The following is a 16,124-nucleotide window of genomic DNA, read 5'->3' on the forward strand; positions in this document are numbered from 1 at the left end:
CGCTCCCACAGGTTGTTTTGCACGTCAGGTAGAGCTCAGCGGCGGCGCATCAGGCCGATGAAGAACAGCCCGCCGATAGCGGCGGTGGCGACCCCAATGGGCAAGTCTTCCGGCGCGATCAGCGTCCGCGCCGCCACGTCCACCCACACCAGGAACAGGCTGCCCAGCAGCACGCAGGCCGGCAACAGCCGCCGATGCTCGGCACCCACCAGCCGCCGGGCAATGTGCGGCACCATCAGCCCGACAAAACCAATCGAGCCGCTGATGGACACCAGCACGCCGGTCATCAACGACGCGATCAAGAAGATCCACAAGCGCACCTTCGCCGCGTTCAAGCCCAAGGTCACGGCGGTCTGTTCGCCGGCCATCAGAGCATTCAGCGGGCGGGCCATGCCCAGCAGCAATACCAGCCCCAGCAACACACTGGCGGCCGGCACCGCCAGCAGCTCCCAGCGCGCCAGGCCCAGGCCACCGAGCATCCAGAACATCACCGCGGAACTGGCGCGATGATCACCCAGGAACAACAGCAGATTGGCCGCCGCCATCATCACGAACGACACCGCCACGCCGCAGAGCAGCAGCCGATCACTTTCCAGGCGACCCTGACGGCTGGCGATGGCCAGCACCAGCAGCATGCTCAGCAATGCACCGATAAACGCCGCCAGTGGCAGGGTCAGCAGGCCGACGATCTCGCCGACATGCAGCACCACGATGACCGCGCCCAAGGTCGCGCCGGACGTCACGCCCAGCAAGTGCGGATCGGCCAGCGGGTTACGCGTGACCGCTTGCAGCACCGCACCGATCAACGCCAACCCGGAGCCCACCAGGGCACCGAGCAGCAAGCGTGGTACGCGGATCAGCCAGACGATGTGTTCCTGGCCCGGCGTCCAATGGACGTCACCTACACCGAAAGCCTTGTTCAGCAAAATGTCCCAGACCACCGCCACCGGCACCCGCGCCGGACCGAAGCCCAGGGACACCACACACGACACCAGCATCAGCGCGCCGAGGAATGCCAGCAGGGCGCCATAGCGACGACCGTTCATTGGCCGTGGAAACCCTGCGCCAGGGTTTGCACCGCCAGCACGTTATCGATGCCCGGCGTGGCCTGCACGTAAGGGATCACGATGAAGCGTCGCTGCTTGATCGCCTCCACCGATTGCAGGGCCGGGTTGTCCAGCAGGAATTGCTGCTTCTGCTCGGCGCTGACTTCGCCGTAGTCGACGATCACGATCACCTGCGGGTTGCGCTCGACCACGTTCTCCCAGTTCACCCGGGTCCAACTGGTCTCCACGTCATCCAGAATGTTGCGCCCGCCCGCTGCGTCGATCAGGGCCTGGGGCATGCCGAGGCGGCCGGAAGTCATGGCGCGATCTTCGCCGCTGTCATACAGGAACACCCGGGGCTGGTCGGTTGGCAGGTGTTTGCGCACTTCGGCCACCTGGGCCTGCATCGTGGCGATCAGTGCGTTGGCGCGATCCTGGACGTCGAAAATCCTGCCGAGGTTGCGCAGGTCGTTGTAGGTGTCTTCCAGCGAGGCCGCCGGACGTTTCATCACGAACGCGCAGGACTCGGTCAGCTCGTACACGTTGATGCCCAGCGGTTGCAGGGTCTGAGGCGTCAGGTCGCCGCCCACCCGCATGCCGTAGTCCCACCCGGCGAAAAAGAAATCGACGTTGGCACTGAGCAGGGTTTCCACCGACGGGTACTTGGCCGCCAGTTCCGGCAGGCCATCGAGAATCTTCGCCATCTCGGGCGTCACCGACTTCCAGCCACTGATGCCGCTGTAGCCGACCATACGCGGCTTGAGGCCCAGGGCGAGCATCATCTGGGTCATGTTGATGTCGTGGCTGACGGCATGGCGCGGGGCTTCGTTGAACACCACCTGGCGGTTGCAGCTCTGGACCGTCAACGGGTAGCGGGTGGCCTCGGCCAGAGCGTGAGTACTGCCCAGCAGCAGGGCAAGCGACAGCAGGGAACGCAGGGTCATGGTTGGGTTATCCAGGTGATTCGTGGGTAGCCGGCCAGGGGATGTTCGTCCACCAGGGCGTCGATGCCGAACACTTCGCGTAGCAGCGCGGCGGTCAGGACTTCTGCCGGGGCGCCGCTGGCGACGATATGGCCGTGGTCGATCACGTACAGGCGGTCACAGAAGGCGGCGGCCAGGTTCAGGTCGTGGAGGCTGGCGAGGGTGCCGATGCCCAGCCCTTTGATCAGTTGCAGCAATTGCAGTTGATAGTGGGGGTCGAGGTGATTGGTCGGTTCGTCGAGGATCAGCAACTGCGGCTGCTGGGCCAGGGCCCGGGCGAGGATCACCCGTTGCTTTTCACCGCCCGAAAGTGTGGCGAACTCGTGGTCACCGAAGCCTTCAAGCCCGGCCGATTGCAGTGCCTGGAGGACCAGGCGGCGGTCCTCGAGGTTGTCGCCATCGAACAGGCCTTTGTGGGGTGTGCGGCCCATGGCGACCACTTCCTCTACCGTCAGGCCGAAGGCGTCGGGGAACTCTTGCAGCACCACGGCGATGCGTTGGGCGCACCAGCGCGAGGACTGTTTCCAGACGTTGTGATGCTCGAACTTGACCTCCCCCCGTTCCGGTCGGCTGAAACGGTAGGCGCAGCGCAGCAGGCTGGTCTTGCCGCTGCCGTTGGGCCCGATCAACCCGACGAACTCCCCGGCCGCCACCTGCAGCGTCACGTCACGCAGCTGGAACTGGTGATGGCAGTGGCCATGGCCCAGGGGCGTCCAGGCGAGCTGGGAGAGGGTTAGCGAGGTCATGGATCTACTCAAATCATGGGTGGCGCGCGCAACCCTTGTGGGAGCGAGCTTGCTCGCGATAGCGGTGGTTCAGCATGCATCTTTGTTGAAGTACTGCCGCCATCGCGAGCCAGCTCGCTCCCACAGGGGATGGTGTTCACAGTTCGAAAGACGGGCGCGATTGTAGAGGTTTCGCGCCGCCTTCCGTTAATGCACCGTCTTCAGCTTGAAGATGAGACGACCTCAGGCTGGCGATTGAACCGGGTGACGAGCCGGTCCAGCAACCAGACCACCACCAGTGAAGCCCCCACCAACGGGAACACCACCGCCAGTGCCAGCATGATGAAGACCCCGGTCTTCCAGGTTGGCAGATCGTGACGCAGCGGCGGTACGCCGAACTTGCCCTCTGGCCGGCGCTTCCACCAGATCACTACGCCACTCACGGCGCTGAGCAGGATCATCAGGCAAATCAGCAGCACGATGATCTGGTTCAGCGGGCCAAACATCTTGCCCTCATGGAGCATCACCCCGGTTTCGGTGGCGCGGGCCACGACGCTGTAATGCGCCCAGCGCACATCGGCCAGGACCTTGCCGGTGTACTGGTCCACGTGCAGGGTGGCGTCGTTGCGCGGGTCGTCGGCGAACACCGAGACGGTGAACACGCCGGTGGACGTGGTCGGCAGGGTGATGCTGTAGCCGGGCGTGACCTGGCGTTCGCTGGCGATGTCCTGCACCGCTTGCAGGCTGACGGTCGGAGCGGCGGGGCCTTGGTGCATACCGCCGTGGGCCATGTGTTCGGCATGGTCGCCGGACATCGGCATCGGCGTATTTTCCATGGCCCAGGGCACAGTCTGGCGGTGGGCGTTGTTGAGGCTGCCGGCCTCGACGTCGGACTTGGGCACGTCGTTCCACATCGCCGCCGGAAAGCGGTTCCAGAGGTTGGCGTATTGCTTGCCCCAGAAGCCGGTCCAGGTCATGCCACTGAGCAGCATCACCAGCAGCAACGCCGCGCCCCAGAAACCGATGACCACGTGCAGGTCGCGCCAGAACAAACGACCGCGGCTGCTCCAGCGGGGCCACAGCACGCCAGCCGAGGATTGCCCGCGCGGCCACCACAGGAACAGTCCGGACACCACCAGCACCACGCCCCAGCCAGCGGCCATTTCCACCAGGCGATCACCGACCGTGCCGATCAGCAACTCGCCGTGGATGGCCCGGGCCATGGCTTGCAGGTTGTTTTTCGCATCCTGCTCGCCGAGAACATCGCCATGGTACGGGTCGATGAACACGTTCAGTTCCCGGCCTTTGTCGATGACGACGAATTGCGCGCTGCGCTCGGCGTTGACTGGCGGCAGGTACTGTTTGACCTGGCCTTCGGGATAGGCCTGGCGGACCTGTTTGAGCAAGTCGTCCGCCGCCAGGGTGTGATGCCCGGCGGGTACGTTCAGCAGGCTGCCGTACATCAGTGGGTCGAGTTGCGGCTTGAACAGGTAAATGATGCCGGTCAGGGCCAGCATCACCATGAAAGGCGCCACGAACAGCCCGGCGTAAAAATGCCAACGCCAGGCCAGGTTGTAGAAGTTGGGTTTCGGTTGGCTCATTGAAAAGCGCTCCGCAGGGCAAATTGGGTTGAACGATGGAACCCTTTGTGGGAGCGAGCCTGCTCGCGATAACGGCGGTACATTCAGCACCAATGTGTCTGATAGATCGCATCGCGAGCAGGCTCGCTCCCACAGGTTTTATGTTTGCTTCGGGCAAGTTTTTAGAAACTCATATCCACCTTGGTCCAGAGCGTGCGCCCCGGTTCGTTGATGGCTTGCGGGTCGCTCGCCGGGTAGCCGAACCCGGCGTTACCGGCCAGGTTCAAGTGCTCGGCGTAGGCTTTGCCAAACAGGTTGTCGACGCCGCTGCTGACCTTCCAGTGCTGGTTGATGCGGTAGGCGCCGTTGAGTGAGAACACGCCGAAGCCCGAGCTCTTGCCATAGTCCTTGCCCACCACGTTGCCCTTGTTCTCGTCGACCCGGTGCTGCGCCGCCACCACACGCCACAGGGCGCCGGCACTCCAGCGGTCTTCGCTGTAGGTCAGGCCCAGGCGTGCGTCCAGCGGCGGCATTTGTGCCAGGGCGCTGCCGTCGCTGCTGTTCTTGCCCCAGGCGTAGGCCAGGGTCGCGTCGGCTTTCCAGTGTTCGGTCAGCTTGTAGGCCGCACCCAGTTCACCGCCCATGATCCGCGCATCGATGTTCTCGGCCCGGGAGGTGGTGCCCATCATCCCGGGGGTGTAGTCGAACAGGATGTAGTCGCGCACCTGCCCGACATAGCCCGATGCCCAGGCCTCGAGGGTTTCGGTCTTGTACTGCAGGCCGAAGTCGAGTTGGGTGGTTTTCTCTGGCTTGATCGAGTCGAAGGCATTCAGCGAACCGCTGGGGCCGGCGTTCGGCGAGAACAGCTCCCAGTAGTCGGGGAAGCGTTGTGCGTGACCCACGCCTGCGTAGAGGGTGGTGGGGCTGTCGTCGAGGTCGTGCTCATAGCGGACGAAACCGCTGGGCAGGGTGTCGGCGCGGGTCTCGTCGGCAGTCGGATTGGGCCGGGCCGACATGCCGGAGCCGATGCTCTGGCGATAGTCCTTGGCCGAGGCGCGGTCGAGCCGGGCGCCGGTGATCACTCTGTCGCGGTCGGCGGCGTACCAGGTCAATTCGCTGAACACGCCGTAATTGTGGAAGTCGGCGTCCTTGGTGTACGGCAGGTCCTTGTAGGTGTCGACACCCATGCTGCTGCGCTGGCGATGCTCGTTGGTCTGGGCGTCCAGGCCGCTGATCAGTTGCACATCGGCCCAGCGCCAGGTGGCCTTGATGCGCGCGCCAAGGGTGCGACGGTCGACGTTGGAAGCCATGGGCCCGGCCATCATCCCGGTGCCGGATGGCGTGCGCAGCGTGTAGTTGTCCATCACATGGTCGGCGTAGTTGTAATAGACCTGTGCCTCGATCTTATCCAGCACCTCGCCGATGTTCGAGCGCTCGAAACGCAGCCCGAGGCTTTCGCGCTTGAACTGCGAGCCGTCCATGCTGCGCCCGGCATAGCGCGCTTGGCCGTCGCCCTTGCCGGCGGTCAGCTCCAACAGGGTGTCGGCGTCCGGCGTCCAGCCCAGCGTCACGTCGCCGTTCCACTTGTCGTAGCGCGACGGCACCGTGTCGTTGTTGCCGTCGCGGTAATCGTCCGAATGGGCGGTGTTGCCGATCACTCGTACGTAGCCCAGTGGCCCGCCGGCCGCCGCATCCACGACCTTGTCGAAGCGTCCGTTGGAACCGGCCAACACACTGGCGTTGACCCGCGTGCCGAGCTCGCCGAACTGTTCCGGCTCGCGCTCGAACAGGACGGTCCCGGCCGATGCTCCTGGGCCCCAGAGTACGGTTTGCGGGCCTTTGATCACGGTGAGCTTGTCGTAGGTTTCCGGCGAGATGTAGGACGTCGGCGCGTCCATCCGGCCCGGGCAGGCGCCCAGCAACATGCTGCCGTTGGTGAGGATGTTCAACCGCGAGCCGAACATGCCGCGCAGCACCGGGTCGCCATTGGTGCCACCGTTGCGCACCAGGGCAAAGCCGGGGATGGTCTTGAGGTAGTCGCCGCCGTCACTGGCCGGCACCGGCTGACGCGGATCCTTGGGGTTGGTGACGACAGTCAAGGGTGAGCTGGGCGCGATGGCGGTGATGACCGTCGGGCTTAGCTCTTCGATCTGAGCCTCGTGATGCTCGTGCTCATCGGCAAATACATAGGGCGTGAGCAGCAGGCCGCACAGTGCGGCGACCGTATGACGTAAACGAACCGGTGGTTCGTTCGGGGGGCAGCGAACCTGGGCAGTGCCCAAAGCGATGCCAGCAGAAAACCTGGACATGATGATTCCATCGAACAGACGTAGAGGACGCGGTCGGGCAGCCTGGGGCTGTCTTGTGCGACCGAGTGAGGTAAGTGTCGGGCTTACGCGTCGAGGGGTGGTGCGCGGGTGCGGGCACCCGGAAAGAACGGTTGCCGGGCATGGCCCAGGCGCGGGGAAGGGCTGGTGTAGGTACTGGCCGACGGTGCATCGAAGGCAGCGAAGGTATGGCCGCCCGGCAACGCGGGACAGTTGAACAGCAGGCTGCAATAGCCACACTTTTCCCACAGCGCGTGATGCTCGCTCTTGGGCCGGCAGTGCTCGGCTGCCGGTGCCGCATGCTCGGCGTGGGTACCCGCCGACATGTCCATCTCCATGCTCATGCTTATAGACACAGGCATGGACGAAGACATGCGCTGATCCATCGGCATCGACTGAGAAATCAGTGGACCGATAAAGATCATCAGCATGGCGAACAGGCTGAGCCAGCTGCCGCGTGTCAGGCTCATCGGCTGACGGCGGGGCATGGTGGACCTGTTGCGGGGAAGAGCCACGGGTAGACGCGCTTAGTGCATGTGCATTTGGTTTTTGTCGCCGTCAGGCGCTTTTTTCTGCACCGCGACGTCAACGGTCACGTCGCCGGCTTTTTCGAAATGCAGGGTCATGGCAAAGCGTTTGCCATCACTGAGCAGGCTGCGGTCTTTCAGCTCCAACAGCATCACGTGGTAGGCCATCGGCGCGAAGGTAGCCGTCGCTCCGGGGGCAATATCCACAGCGGGCACCGGTTGCATTTTCATCAGGCCGCCTTGCATCACATGCTCGTGGAGCTCGGCTTTGCCGGCAATCGGCGAGTCGACGCTGAGCAGTTTGTCGGCGGTGGTGCCCTTGTTGTGAATCACGAAATACGCGGCCACGGTCGGTGCATTGGGCGGCAATTCCTGGGACCAGGGGTGAGCGATTTCGAGGTCGCCAACTTTGTATTGATGGGCGTGGGCGAAGCTCACTGGAAGCAACAGGGCAGCCAGCAGGACGAGTCTGTTCAACATGGGTGATTCTCCAGAACGATTCAGGACGCGGGTTTAATGCGGGAATCAGACCAGAGGAGAGGCGCGGGGATTGAGGCTCGGCCATTGCTGGCGCGGTGTGGGGCTGTCGAGTGTTGAGTGGGCGACACCGCGATGGGCCGGCCGTAGATCCAGATACAACCGCGGCGCGTGCCCGGCAAGCGCCACCAACGGCGCGGAACCTGAGCAGCACCAACAATGCTGCATCGTCGAATGATTGTCCTGCTGCGGCGTGCCTTGCTCGAGCTTGCCCAGGGAAATCGCCAGCATTTTCGTGCCGCTGGAGGAACAGAAGCTGCCCCACAGCACTTGTTCGGTCGGTGCACTCGCCACCGTGCCACCGTTGCCGGAAAGGGGCATGGCAAGCATGTTGAACAGCACTGCGAAGCAGGCGATCCAGGCAAATGCAAGCCGTTGTCGGGACATGGGGCAATCCGCTCGGTTGGGCGATCAGGTGGCGGTATTTAGCCTGATCGGGGTTGAGAAGTAAAAAGGCCGCGTGCGGTGTAGGGTCGCAGGGCTGGTGTTAACAGTAGCAACAGATCGTCGAGTGAGTGCTGTTGTCGCGGGGAAGCTTACCCTCGCTCGGCGACGAAGCGGTCCTCAATCCTGATACAGCGTTTGACAGGGAGTGGCATCTGCTGTTTTTGGCGTGGCAACAGAACAGACAGTCAGGCCAACTGCCGTAGCCCCTGCAACACCTCATCCACCGTCCCAAACTCCCGATCCACCCCCGGCAACACCGGCCGCTTCAACACCAGTACCGGCACGCCTCGCTCCCGCGCCACCTCCAGTTTCGGCTCAGTAGCCGTGCTGCCACTGTTCTTGCTGACCAGTACATCGATCCGCCGCCGTTCGAACAGCTCACGCTCACCCTCGATGTGAAACGGTCCACGGGCACCAATGACTTCGCAGCGCTCATTTCCGGGGTAAACGTCCAGGGCGCGCAGGGTCCAGAATTGCTCTGGCGGAATTTCGTGCAGGTGTTGCAGCGGTTCGCGGCCGAGGGTGAACAGGGGGTGGTGGAAGGGTTGCAGGGCCTGGATCAGTTCGCTCCAGTCAGCCACTTCGCGCCAGTCATCGCCGGCCTGGGGTTGCCATGCTGGACGGCGCAGGCCCCAGCAGGGAATGCTGCAGGCGCGCGCTGACTGGGCGGCGTTGTGGCTGATTTGCGCGGCGTAGGGGTGGGTGGCGTCCAGCAACAGGTCTATACCCTGGTCGCGAATGAACTGCGCCAAGCCTTCGGCGCCGCCGTAACCGCCGACGCGTACCTGGCAGGTCAGGTCGGTGGGAACGCGACCGATACCTGCCAGGCTGTAGATATGCTGGGGCCCGAGTGTGCGGGCGATGGCCAGGGCTTCGGTGACGCCGCCCAATAGCAAGATACGTTTCATTGCAAGGCTCCGGCGTGTCCAACGATACCGCCCTGGCGGTCGATGGCGAAGACTTCGACCTGGACCTGGGCCGGCACCACACTGCGAGCGAAGGCCAGCGCATGCTCACACACCGCGTCGCCGAGGGCGATGCCGGCGGCGCTGGCCATTGCCAGGGCTTGCTGGCTGGTATTGGCCTGGCGAATGCCTTGCTGCAACGCCTCATCGGCACCGATTGCAGCCGCCCATTCGGCCAGTTGTGGCAGGTCGATGCTCGAGTGTCGGCTGTGCAGGTCCATGTGGCCGGCGGCGAGTTTGCTGATTTTGCCGAAGCCGCCGCAGAGGCTGAGTTTTTCCACCGGCACCTTGCGCACATGTTTGAGCACGGCGCCGACGAAGTCGCCCATTTCGATCAGGGCGATTTCCGGCAGGTTGTAGACCCGGCGCATGGTGTCTTCGCTGGCATTGCCGGTGCAGGCGGCGATGTGCAGGTAGCCGTTGGTTTTCGCCACGTCGATGCCCTGGTGGATCGAGGCAATGTAGGCCGCGCAGGAGAACGGCCGGACGATGCCGCTGGTGCCGAGAATCGACAGGCCGCCGAGAATCCCCAGGCGTGGATTCATGGTTTTCAGTGCCAGGGCTTCGCCGCCCTCGACATTGACCGTGACTTCGAAACCGCCGGCGTAACCGCTTTCCTCGGCCAGCCGACCGAGGTGGTCGTTGATCATTTTGCGCGGCACCGGGTTGATCGCCGGTTCACCGACATCCAGCACCAGTCCTGGTCGCGTCACCGTGCCGACGCCGCGACCGGCGATGAAGCGCACACCGGGTTCGTCGATCAAGCGCACCTGGGAAAACAACAGGGCGCCGTGGGTCACGTCCGGGTCGTCGCCAGCGTCCTTGATCGTCCCAGCCTCGGCGCCCTGTTCGGTCAGCCGACAGAACTCCAGGCGCATCTGCACCTGCTTGCCCTTGGGCAGCACGATCTCCACGGCATCGGCGTGGATGCCGCACAGCAGCAAGCGGGCCGCCGCCAGGCTGGTGGCGGTGGCGCAACTGCCGGTGGTCAGGCCGCTGCGCAGGGGCGCGGGTTGTTCGGCGGTTTCGTCACGCATCGAGGGGTTTGACCAGGTCGAGCAAGGTGATTGGCAATGCCTGGCGCCAGGTATCGAACTCGCCCAATGGCTGGGCTTGGGCGATGTGGATCCGGGTCAGTTCGCCGCCGTGACGTTCGCGCCAGTTCATGAGCGTCATCTCGCTTTGCAGGGTCACGGCGTTGGCCACGAGCCGGCCGCCGGGCTTGAGCTGCTCCCAGCAGGCGTCGAGCACGCCTTCGCGAGTGACGCCGCCACCGATGAATACTGCGTCTGGCCGCTCCAGGTTTTTCAGCGCCTGGGGGGCTTTCCCGCGAATCAGTTGCAGGCCGGGCACGCCGAGGGTGTCGCGGTTACGTTCGATCAGCGCTTGACGACCTTCGTCGGCCTCGATGGCCAGCGCGCGGCAGCTGGGGTGGGCGCGCATCCATTCGATGCCGATGGAGCCGCTGCCGGCGCCGACATCCCAGAGCAGTTCACCGGGCGTCGGGGCGAGGCGGGCGAGGGTGATGGCGCGTACGTCGCGCTTGGTCAACTGGCCGTCATGTTCAAAGGCCGCGTCCGGCAAACCGGCCAGGCGCGACAGGCGCAACGCCGAGGGTTCGGCGCGGCATTCGATGGCGATCAGGTTCAGGTCGGCGACGGTGGGATCGGACCAGTGTGCCGCACTGTTGTCGAGCCGTCGTTCTGCCACACCGCCGAGGTGTTCCAGCACGGTCATGGGGCTGGGGCCGAACCCACGTTCGCGCAGCAGTGCCGCGACCGCCGCCGGACTCTGGCGGTCATTGCTCAGCAGCAACAGCCTGACGCCAGTGGATAAATGCACATTGAGCGCCGCCAGCGGGCGTGCCACCAGCGACAGCGTGACCACGTCCTGCAGTGGCCAACCCATGCGCGCCGCCGCCAGCGAACAAGAGGATGGCGCGGGGATGATCAACATCTGATCGCTTGGCACCTGCTTGGCCAGGCTGGCGCCTACGCCGTAGAACATTGGATCGCCGCTGGCCAGTACGCACACCGACTCGCCCCGTCGCGCCAGCAGCGGTTCCAGGGAGAACGGGCTGGGCCACAGCTCCCGTTCACCGCGGATACACACTGGCAACAGATCCAGCTGACGCTGTGCTCCAACGATTCGCGAGGCACCGAGCAGCGCGCGGCGAGCAACCTTGCCCAGGCCCTTGAAGCCCTCTTCGCCGATGCCCACTACGGTCAGCCAGGGTGTCATCTGTGTTCCTCGAATAGATCTGTTTGATCGGCGGCGCTGTCTCACCCGCGCACCGGGCCGCTATCATACCGTGCCCCGGCGGATCAGGCGCCTGCAGACCGCTATCGCGAGCAAGCTCGCTCCCACAGGGGATTGGTGGTGAACATAGAGTTTGGGAGCAACCTGATCAAAACTGTGGGAGCGAGCTTGCTCGCGATGGCGGCGGTCCAGACAACATCACCGGATCAGGCAACCCGTGTTCTTGAGCAATCTCGCTTCAATCCGACCGGCAAGCTTTTCATGACCCCCGGCAAAGCAGGCATAATGTCGGTCCTTCGCCGTCATGGCGTGCCTTATCTTCCGGTCTGCCCTTGAACGAACGTCCATCCTCCAACGTCATACGCCCCTCCGGTTGCCCGGGGTTGCTGCGGGTTGTCCAGGCGTTGGACGGTGGGATCTGCCGGATCAAGCTCGATGGCGGTTCCATCCTGGCGGATCAGGCTGACGCCGTGGCGTCGGTGGCCGAGCGGTTTGCCGGGGGCGTGATCGAGGCGACCAACCGTGGCAACCTACAAATTCGCGGCATCGGTCCAGGGCACGACGCGCTGATCGAGCCATTGCTGGCCGCCGGGCTTGGGCCCCGAACCCCGGCTGGCGACGACGTGCGCAACCTGATGCTCAGCCCCTCGGCCGGGATCGACCGGCAGATGCTGTTCGACACCGGCCCATTGGCCGCGCAGATCCTCGTCACCCTGCAAACCCATGCACGCTTCCATGAGTTGTCGGCCAAGTTCGCCGTGCAACTGGACGGTGGCGAAGCGTTGGCGATGCTCGAACATCACCACGACCTGTGGCTGTCGGCCCTGGTCCGCGACGGCGAGCCCTGGCTGGCCTTCGGCTTGGCTGGTGTCCCGTTGGATAAACCGGCGGGCAGGGTGCCCCTGGCCTTGGGGCATGCCCTGGTGGTAGCGGTGCTGGAATTGTTTCTCGACCTGGCTCGCCCGGACCAGATCCGCATGCGCCACCTGCTGGCTGAAATCCCCATGGATGAATTCATGGCCCGGTTGGCCCGTCGCGTGCCGCTGCAAGCTTGCCTGGATTGGCAGCGGGACATGTCCAACGACGGACTGCACATCGGCAGCCATCCCCAGCACGACGAGCGTGTCTACGTCGGCGCCGCCGCACCTCTTGGCCGGCTCGACGCCGGCATGCTGCGCGGGGCGGCGCAGTTGGCACGGGAGAAGGGCGACGGCAGCCTTCGTTTTACCCCTTGGCAAAGCCTGATGTTGCCCAACGTGCGCCGCGAGGAGGCCGAAGGAGTTCTGGCGCGGCTTGGGGGATTGGGCTTTTTTTGCACGGTCGACCAACCCCTGGCGCAACTCATTGCCTGCACCGGCTCCAGTGGCTGCGCCAAGGCCCTGGCCGACACCAAGGCCGACGCCCGCCAACTGGCCGAGCTGCTGCAAGGCCAGGGCCGGGTCCTGAAGGTCCATCTATCAGGCTGCCAGCGTTCCTGCGCGGCGGCCCATATCGCGCCCGTCACCTTGCTGGCGGTCGCTCCTGGTCGTTACGACCTGTATTTTCGCGATGCCACGCTGCCGGGTTTCGGCGCGTTGCAGGCACACAATCTGACTATTGAAGCGCTCGGCCACTGGCTCGACGCTCGCCCCCGGAGCCCCCTTGATGCTTGATTACATCCGCGACGGTCAGGAGATCTATCGCAACTCCTTCGCGATCATTCGCGCCGAGGCCAACCTGGCGCGCATTCCGGCCGACCTGGAAAAACTCGCGGTGCGAGTGATCCACGCTTGCGGCATGGTCGAGGCCGTCGATGGCCTGCAGTTTTCCGAAGGCGCGGGCACGGCGGGGCGCCAGGCGTTGGCCGCGGGTGCGCCGATCCTGTGCGATGCGCGGATGGTGTCCGAAGGCGTGACCCGGGCTCGGCTGCCGGCGAACAACCCGGTGATCTGCACTTTGCGCGACGAGAGCGTGCCGGCGTTGGCCCTTGAGCTGGGCAATACCCGTTCGGCCGCCGCCCTGGAACTGTGGCGTCCGCACCTGGAAGGCAGCGTCGTGGTCATCGGCAACGCGCCGACCGCGCTTTTTTATCTGTTGGAAATGCTCGACGCTGGCGCGCCGAAACCGGCGCTGATCCTCGGCTTTCCGGTGGGCTTCGTCGGCGCCGCCGAATCCAAGGCGATGCTGGCGGCCAACAGCCGTGGCGTGCCGTTCGTGATCATGCAAGGCCGCCTGGGCGGCAGCGCCATGGCCGCCGCGGCCGTCAATGCCCTCGCTACGGAGATTGAATGATGCAGCAGCCTGGACGTCTGATCGGCCTCGGCGTGGGCCCCGGTGACCCGGAACTGATTACCGTCAAGGCCCTGCGCCTGCTGCGCGAGTCGCCCGTGGTGGCGTACTTCGTCGCCAAGGGCAAGAAGGGCAATGCCTTCGGCATCATCGAGGCGCATTTGCAGGACGCGCAGACCTTGCTGCCGCTGGTCTACCCGGTCACCACCGAAGCCCTGCCGGCGCCGTTGTCCTATGAACAAGTGATCGCCGATTTCTACGACACCGCCGCCGAACAGTTGGCCGTGCACTTGGATGCCGGGCGCGACGTGGCGGTGATCTGCGAGGGCGATCCGTTCTTCTACGGCTCCTACATGTACCTGCACGATCGCCTGGCCGAGCGCTATGACGCCGAAGTCATTCCCGGCGTGTGCTCGATGCTCGGTGGTGCCTCGGTGCTCGGTGCGCCGCTGGTCTATCGCAACCAGAGCCTGTCGGTGCTCTCCGGCGTTCTACCCCATGAAGAACTCAAGCGGCGTTTGGCCGATGCCGATGCGGCGGTGATCATGAAACTGGGGCGCAACTTCCCCAAGGTTCGCCAGGTGCTCCAGGAACTGGGCCTGGATGGGCGCGCGCTGTACGTCGAACGGGCGACCATGGCCAACCAGAAAATCGTACCGCTGGATGACGTCGAACCGATGTCCTCGCCGTACTTCTCGCTGATCATTGTGCCGGGCGAACGGTGGCAAGGCTGATGACATCCAAGACAGCGGCCATCGTCATCCTCGGCCCGGGCAGCCTCGCCACCGCTCGGCGGATCCAGCAGCGCTACCCTGATGCCCTGATTCACGGCCTGAGCGGACGGGTCGAGGGCGCGGATCGTTCATACCTCGAATTCGGCGCGACGTTGCGCGAGCTCTACCAACAGGACACGCCGATCATCGCCTTGTGCGCGGCCGGCATCGTCATCCGCACCCTGGCGCCGCTGCTGCTGGAAAAAGGCCTCGAGCCGCCGGTGCTGGCGGTGGCCGAGGATGGCAGCGCCGTGGTCCCGCTGCTGGGCGGCCTGGGCGGAGTGAATGTCATGGCCCGGGAAATCGCCGCCGCGTTGCAAGTCGCGCCGGCGATCACCACCAGCGGTGAATTGCGTTTTGGCACTTGCCTGCTCAATCCGCCGAGTGGCTACAGCCTCGGCGACCTGGAGCAAGGCAAGCGGTTTGTCTCCGATCTGCTGGCCGGTGAATCGGTGCGCATCGAAGGCGCCGCGCCGTGGCTGGATCAGGCGCAGTTGCCTGAGGATATACAGGCACGGCTGGCGATCCGTATCGACAGTGCTGCGGGAACACCTGCGGTGGATGAGCTGCGGATTTATCCGCGCAATGTGCTGGTGGCGTTGAGTGCAGGGGCGTCGGCGGACATCGGCGCGATCCTGGAGGAGGCCGGCCTCGCGCCGCAGTCGCTGGCGTGCCTGTTGGCGGCGGACAGCGACATGGCCCGTGCTGAGTTACACGAAATGGCGTCGGCCTTGGGTGTGCCGCTGCGTTTTGCGGCGGCCAATAGCAACCTCGAAACGTGGTTGAGCGATGCCCTCGGCCAACCCGCATCGCTACAGGTCATGGGCAGTCATGCCATCGCCGTGGCCGAGCAGCCCCTCGATCCGCGGCAGATCGGTCGCCCGCGCGGGCGCCTGGCGGTGATCGGCCTCGGCCCGGGCGCTGCCGAGTTGATGGTGCCGGCGGTGCGCGCCGAACTCGACCGTGCCACCGATGTGCTGGGCTACGAAACCTATGTGCGCATGGCCGGGCCCTTCCGGGCCGATCAGGTGCAGCACTGCACTGACAACCGCGAAGAAATGCAGCGTGCCCGGCATGCCTTTGAACTGGCGGCCCAGGGGCGGTCGGTGGTGGTGGTGTCGTCCGGCGACCCGGGCGTGTTCGCCATGGCTGCCGCCGTACTGGAAGCATTGCATGAGTCGACGGATGCTCATTGGCACAACGTCGATTTGCAGATCCTGCCGGGTGTCTCGGCCTCCCTGGCGACCGCCGCCCAGGCGGGTGCGCCGCTGGGCCATGACTTCTGCGTGATGTCGCTGTCGGACAACCTCAAGCCCTGGTCGATCATCGAGAAGCGCCTCGACCTGGCGGCCGAAGCCGACCTGGCCCTGGCCTTCTACAACCCGATCTCCCGTTCCCGGCCATGGCAGTTGGGTCGGGCGCTGGAGATCGTCGGGCAACATCGCACGGCGCAAACGCCTGTGGTGCTGGGGCGCGATATCGGTCGTCCGGGGCAGACGTTGCGTGTCACCACGCTGGGGGCATTGACCCCGGATCAAGTGGACATGCGCACCATGGTGCTGATCGGTTCCTCCACTACCTGCGTGTTCCCGCGCGCGTCCGGCGCCAGCTGGGTCTATACGCCTCGCTGGTATGGATCCAAGCCAGCCTCCTGAATGAGGGCGGCCTGCCTGGCCGCCCTGTTCGA

15 protein-coding genes are annotated in these 16,124 nt (G+C 64.8%); 4 read left to right on the forward strand and 11 right to left on the reverse strand.

The genetic code is table 11. The features are described from left to right. Positions 1–35: 35 nt before the first annotated feature. From SGN16_RS03070 to cbiE, 11 genes are all read right to left on the reverse strand, one after another. Entirely contained in the window at positions 36–1,046 is a 1,011-nt protein-coding gene (locus SGN16_RS03070; RefSeq protein WP_210642643.1) for an iron ABC transporter permease, read from the reverse strand. Continuing rightward, positions 1,043–1,990 (reverse strand): ABC transporter substrate-binding protein, encoded by a 948-nt coding sequence (locus SGN16_RS03075; protein WP_335943853.1) that lies wholly within the window; start codon positions 1,988–1,990, stop codon positions 1,043–1,045. Before SGN16_RS03075 ends, SGN16_RS03070 begins: the two co-directional genes overlap by 4 nt. Then, positions 1,987–2,775, reverse strand: a complete 789-nt coding sequence (locus SGN16_RS03080; protein ID WP_335943854.1) for an ABC transporter ATP-binding protein — start codon at positions 2,773–2,775, stop codon at positions 1,987–1,989. Before SGN16_RS03080 ends, SGN16_RS03075 begins: the two co-directional genes overlap by 4 nt. A 200-nt stretch (positions 2,776–2,975) precedes the next feature. Further along, complete coding sequence (locus SGN16_RS03085; RefSeq protein ID WP_335943855.1) at positions 2,976–4,355, reverse strand: PepSY domain-containing protein; 1,380 nt, start codon at positions 4,353–4,355, stop codon at positions 2,976–2,978. Positions 4,356–4,516: 161 nt separating this feature from the next. Continuing rightward, positions 4,517–6,643, reverse strand: coding sequence for a TonB-dependent copper receptor (locus tag SGN16_RS03090; RefSeq protein WP_335943856.1), 2,127 nt, complete (start codon positions 6,641–6,643; stop codon positions 4,517–4,519). An 83-nt stretch (positions 6,644–6,726) separates the two neighbouring features. Further along, positions 6,727–7,131: a DUF2946 domain-containing protein gene (locus SGN16_RS03095; RefSeq protein WP_335943932.1), complete on the reverse strand. Its 405-nt coding sequence runs from the start codon at positions 7,129–7,131 to the stop codon at positions 6,727–6,729. A 57-nt stretch (positions 7,132–7,188) separates the two neighbouring features. Further along, entirely contained in the window at positions 7,189–7,668 is a 480-nt protein-coding gene (locus SGN16_RS03100; RefSeq protein WP_210642649.1) for a copper chaperone PCu(A)C, read from the reverse strand. Positions 7,669–7,713: 45 nt separating this feature from the next. Next, positions 7,714–8,112 carry a DUF2946 domain-containing protein gene (locus tag SGN16_RS03105; protein WP_335943857.1) on the reverse strand — a complete coding sequence of 133 codons (399 nt, stop codon included), beginning with the start codon at positions 8,110–8,112 and terminating at the stop codon, positions 7,714–7,716. 245 nt (positions 8,113–8,357) lie between these two features. Next, positions 8,358–9,080, reverse strand: coding sequence for a cobalt-precorrin-6A reductase (locus SGN16_RS03110; protein ID WP_335943858.1), 723 nt, complete (start codon positions 9,078–9,080; stop codon positions 8,358–8,360). Further along, positions 9,077–10,174: a cobalt-precorrin-5B (C(1))-methyltransferase gene (locus SGN16_RS03115; protein WP_335943859.1), complete on the reverse strand. Its 1,098-nt coding sequence runs from the start codon at positions 10,172–10,174 to the stop codon at positions 9,077–9,079. Before SGN16_RS03115 ends, SGN16_RS03110 begins: the two co-directional genes overlap by 4 nt. Further along, positions 10,167–11,378 (reverse strand): precorrin-6y C5,15-methyltransferase (decarboxylating) subunit CbiE, encoded by a 1,212-nt coding sequence (gene cbiE, locus SGN16_RS03120; protein ID WP_335943860.1) that lies wholly within the window; start codon positions 11,376–11,378, stop codon positions 10,167–10,169. Before cbiE ends, SGN16_RS03115 begins: the two co-directional genes overlap by 8 nt. 350 nt (positions 11,379–11,728) lie before the next feature. Here cbiE and cobG point away from each other — a divergent pair, with 350 nt between their 5' ends. Genes cobG through cobJ form a run of 4 tightly spaced genes read left to right on the forward strand, consistent with a single transcriptional unit; the run spans position 11,729 to position 16,092 of the window. After that, positions 11,729–13,048 (forward strand): precorrin-3B synthase, encoded by a 1,320-nt coding sequence (cobG, locus tag SGN16_RS03125; protein WP_335943861.1) that lies wholly within the window; start codon positions 11,729–11,731, stop codon positions 13,046–13,048. After that, on the forward strand, positions 13,041–13,667 hold the full coding sequence (locus SGN16_RS03130) for a precorrin-8X methylmutase (protein WP_047227378.1): 627 nt from the start codon (positions 13,041–13,043) through the stop codon (positions 13,665–13,667). The genes cobG and SGN16_RS03130 overlap by 8 nt, the downstream gene beginning before the upstream one ends. Then, positions 13,664–14,398: a precorrin-2 C(20)-methyltransferase gene (locus tag SGN16_RS03135; RefSeq protein ID WP_185057686.1), complete on the forward strand. Its 735-nt coding sequence runs from the start codon at positions 13,664–13,666 to the stop codon at positions 14,396–14,398. Before SGN16_RS03130 ends, SGN16_RS03135 begins: the two co-directional genes overlap by 4 nt. Beyond that, positions 14,398–16,092: a precorrin-3B C(17)-methyltransferase gene (gene cobJ, locus SGN16_RS03140; RefSeq protein ID WP_335943862.1), complete on the forward strand. Its 1,695-nt coding sequence runs from the start codon at positions 14,398–14,400 to the stop codon at positions 16,090–16,092. The genes SGN16_RS03135 and cobJ overlap by 1 nt, the downstream gene beginning before the upstream one ends. Positions 16,093–16,124: the final 32 nt, after the last annotated feature.

Origin of the sequence: Pseudomonas sp. G166, from assembly GCF_037027455.2 — a bacterium.
Classification (GTDB): Bacteria; Pseudomonadota; Gammaproteobacteria; order Pseudomonadales; family Pseudomonadaceae; genus Aquipseudomonas.

Excerpts from the sequence above, each read along its gene's own strand:
- SGN16_RS03070 (WP_210642643.1), bottom strand. The coding sequence starts at position 1,046 with ATGAACGGTCGTCGCTATGGCGCCCTGCTGGCATTCCTCGGCGCGCTG.
- SGN16_RS03075 (WP_335943853.1), bottom strand. The coding sequence starts at position 1,990 with ATGACCCTGCGTTCCCTGCTGTCGCTTGCCCTGCTGCTGGGCAGTACT.
- SGN16_RS03080 (WP_335943854.1), bottom strand. The coding sequence starts at position 2,775 with ATGACCTCGCTAACCCTCTCCCAGCTCGCCTGGACGCCCCTGGGCCAT.
- SGN16_RS03085 (WP_335943855.1), bottom strand. The coding sequence starts at position 4,355 with ATGAGCCAACCGAAACCCAACTTCTACAACCTGGCCTGGCGTTGGCAT.
- SGN16_RS03090 (WP_335943856.1), bottom strand. The coding sequence starts at position 6,643 with ATGTCCAGGTTTTCTGCTGGCATCGCTTTGGGCACTGCCCAGGTTCGC.
- SGN16_RS03095 (WP_335943932.1), bottom strand. The coding sequence starts at position 7,131 with ATGAGCCTGACACGCGGCAGCTGGCTCAGCCTGTTCGCCATGCTGATG.
- SGN16_RS03100 (WP_210642649.1), bottom strand. The coding sequence starts at position 7,668 with ATGTTGAACAGACTCGTCCTGCTGGCTGCCCTGTTGCTTCCAGTGAGC.
- SGN16_RS03105 (WP_335943857.1), bottom strand. The coding sequence starts at position 8,112 with ATGTCCCGACAACGGCTTGCATTTGCCTGGATCGCCTGCTTCGCAGTG.
- SGN16_RS03110 (WP_335943858.1), bottom strand. The coding sequence starts at position 9,080 with ATGAAACGTATCTTGCTATTGGGCGGCGTCACCGAAGCCCTGGCCATC.
- SGN16_RS03115 (WP_335943859.1), bottom strand. The coding sequence starts at position 10,174 with ATGCGTGACGAAACCGCCGAACAACCCGCGCCCCTGCGCAGCGGCCTG.
- cbiE (WP_335943860.1), bottom strand. The coding sequence starts at position 11,378 with ATGACACCCTGGCTGACCGTAGTGGGCATCGGCGAAGAGGGCTTCAAG.
- SGN16_RS03130 (WP_047227378.1), top strand. The coding sequence starts at position 13,041 with ATGCTTGATTACATCCGCGACGGTCAGGAGATCTATCGCAACTCCTTC.
- SGN16_RS03135 (WP_185057686.1), top strand. The coding sequence starts at position 13,664 with ATGATGCAGCAGCCTGGACGTCTGATCGGCCTCGGCGTGGGCCCCGGT.
- cobJ (WP_335943862.1), top strand. The coding sequence starts at position 14,398 with ATGACATCCAAGACAGCGGCCATCGTCATCCTCGGCCCGGGCAGCCTC.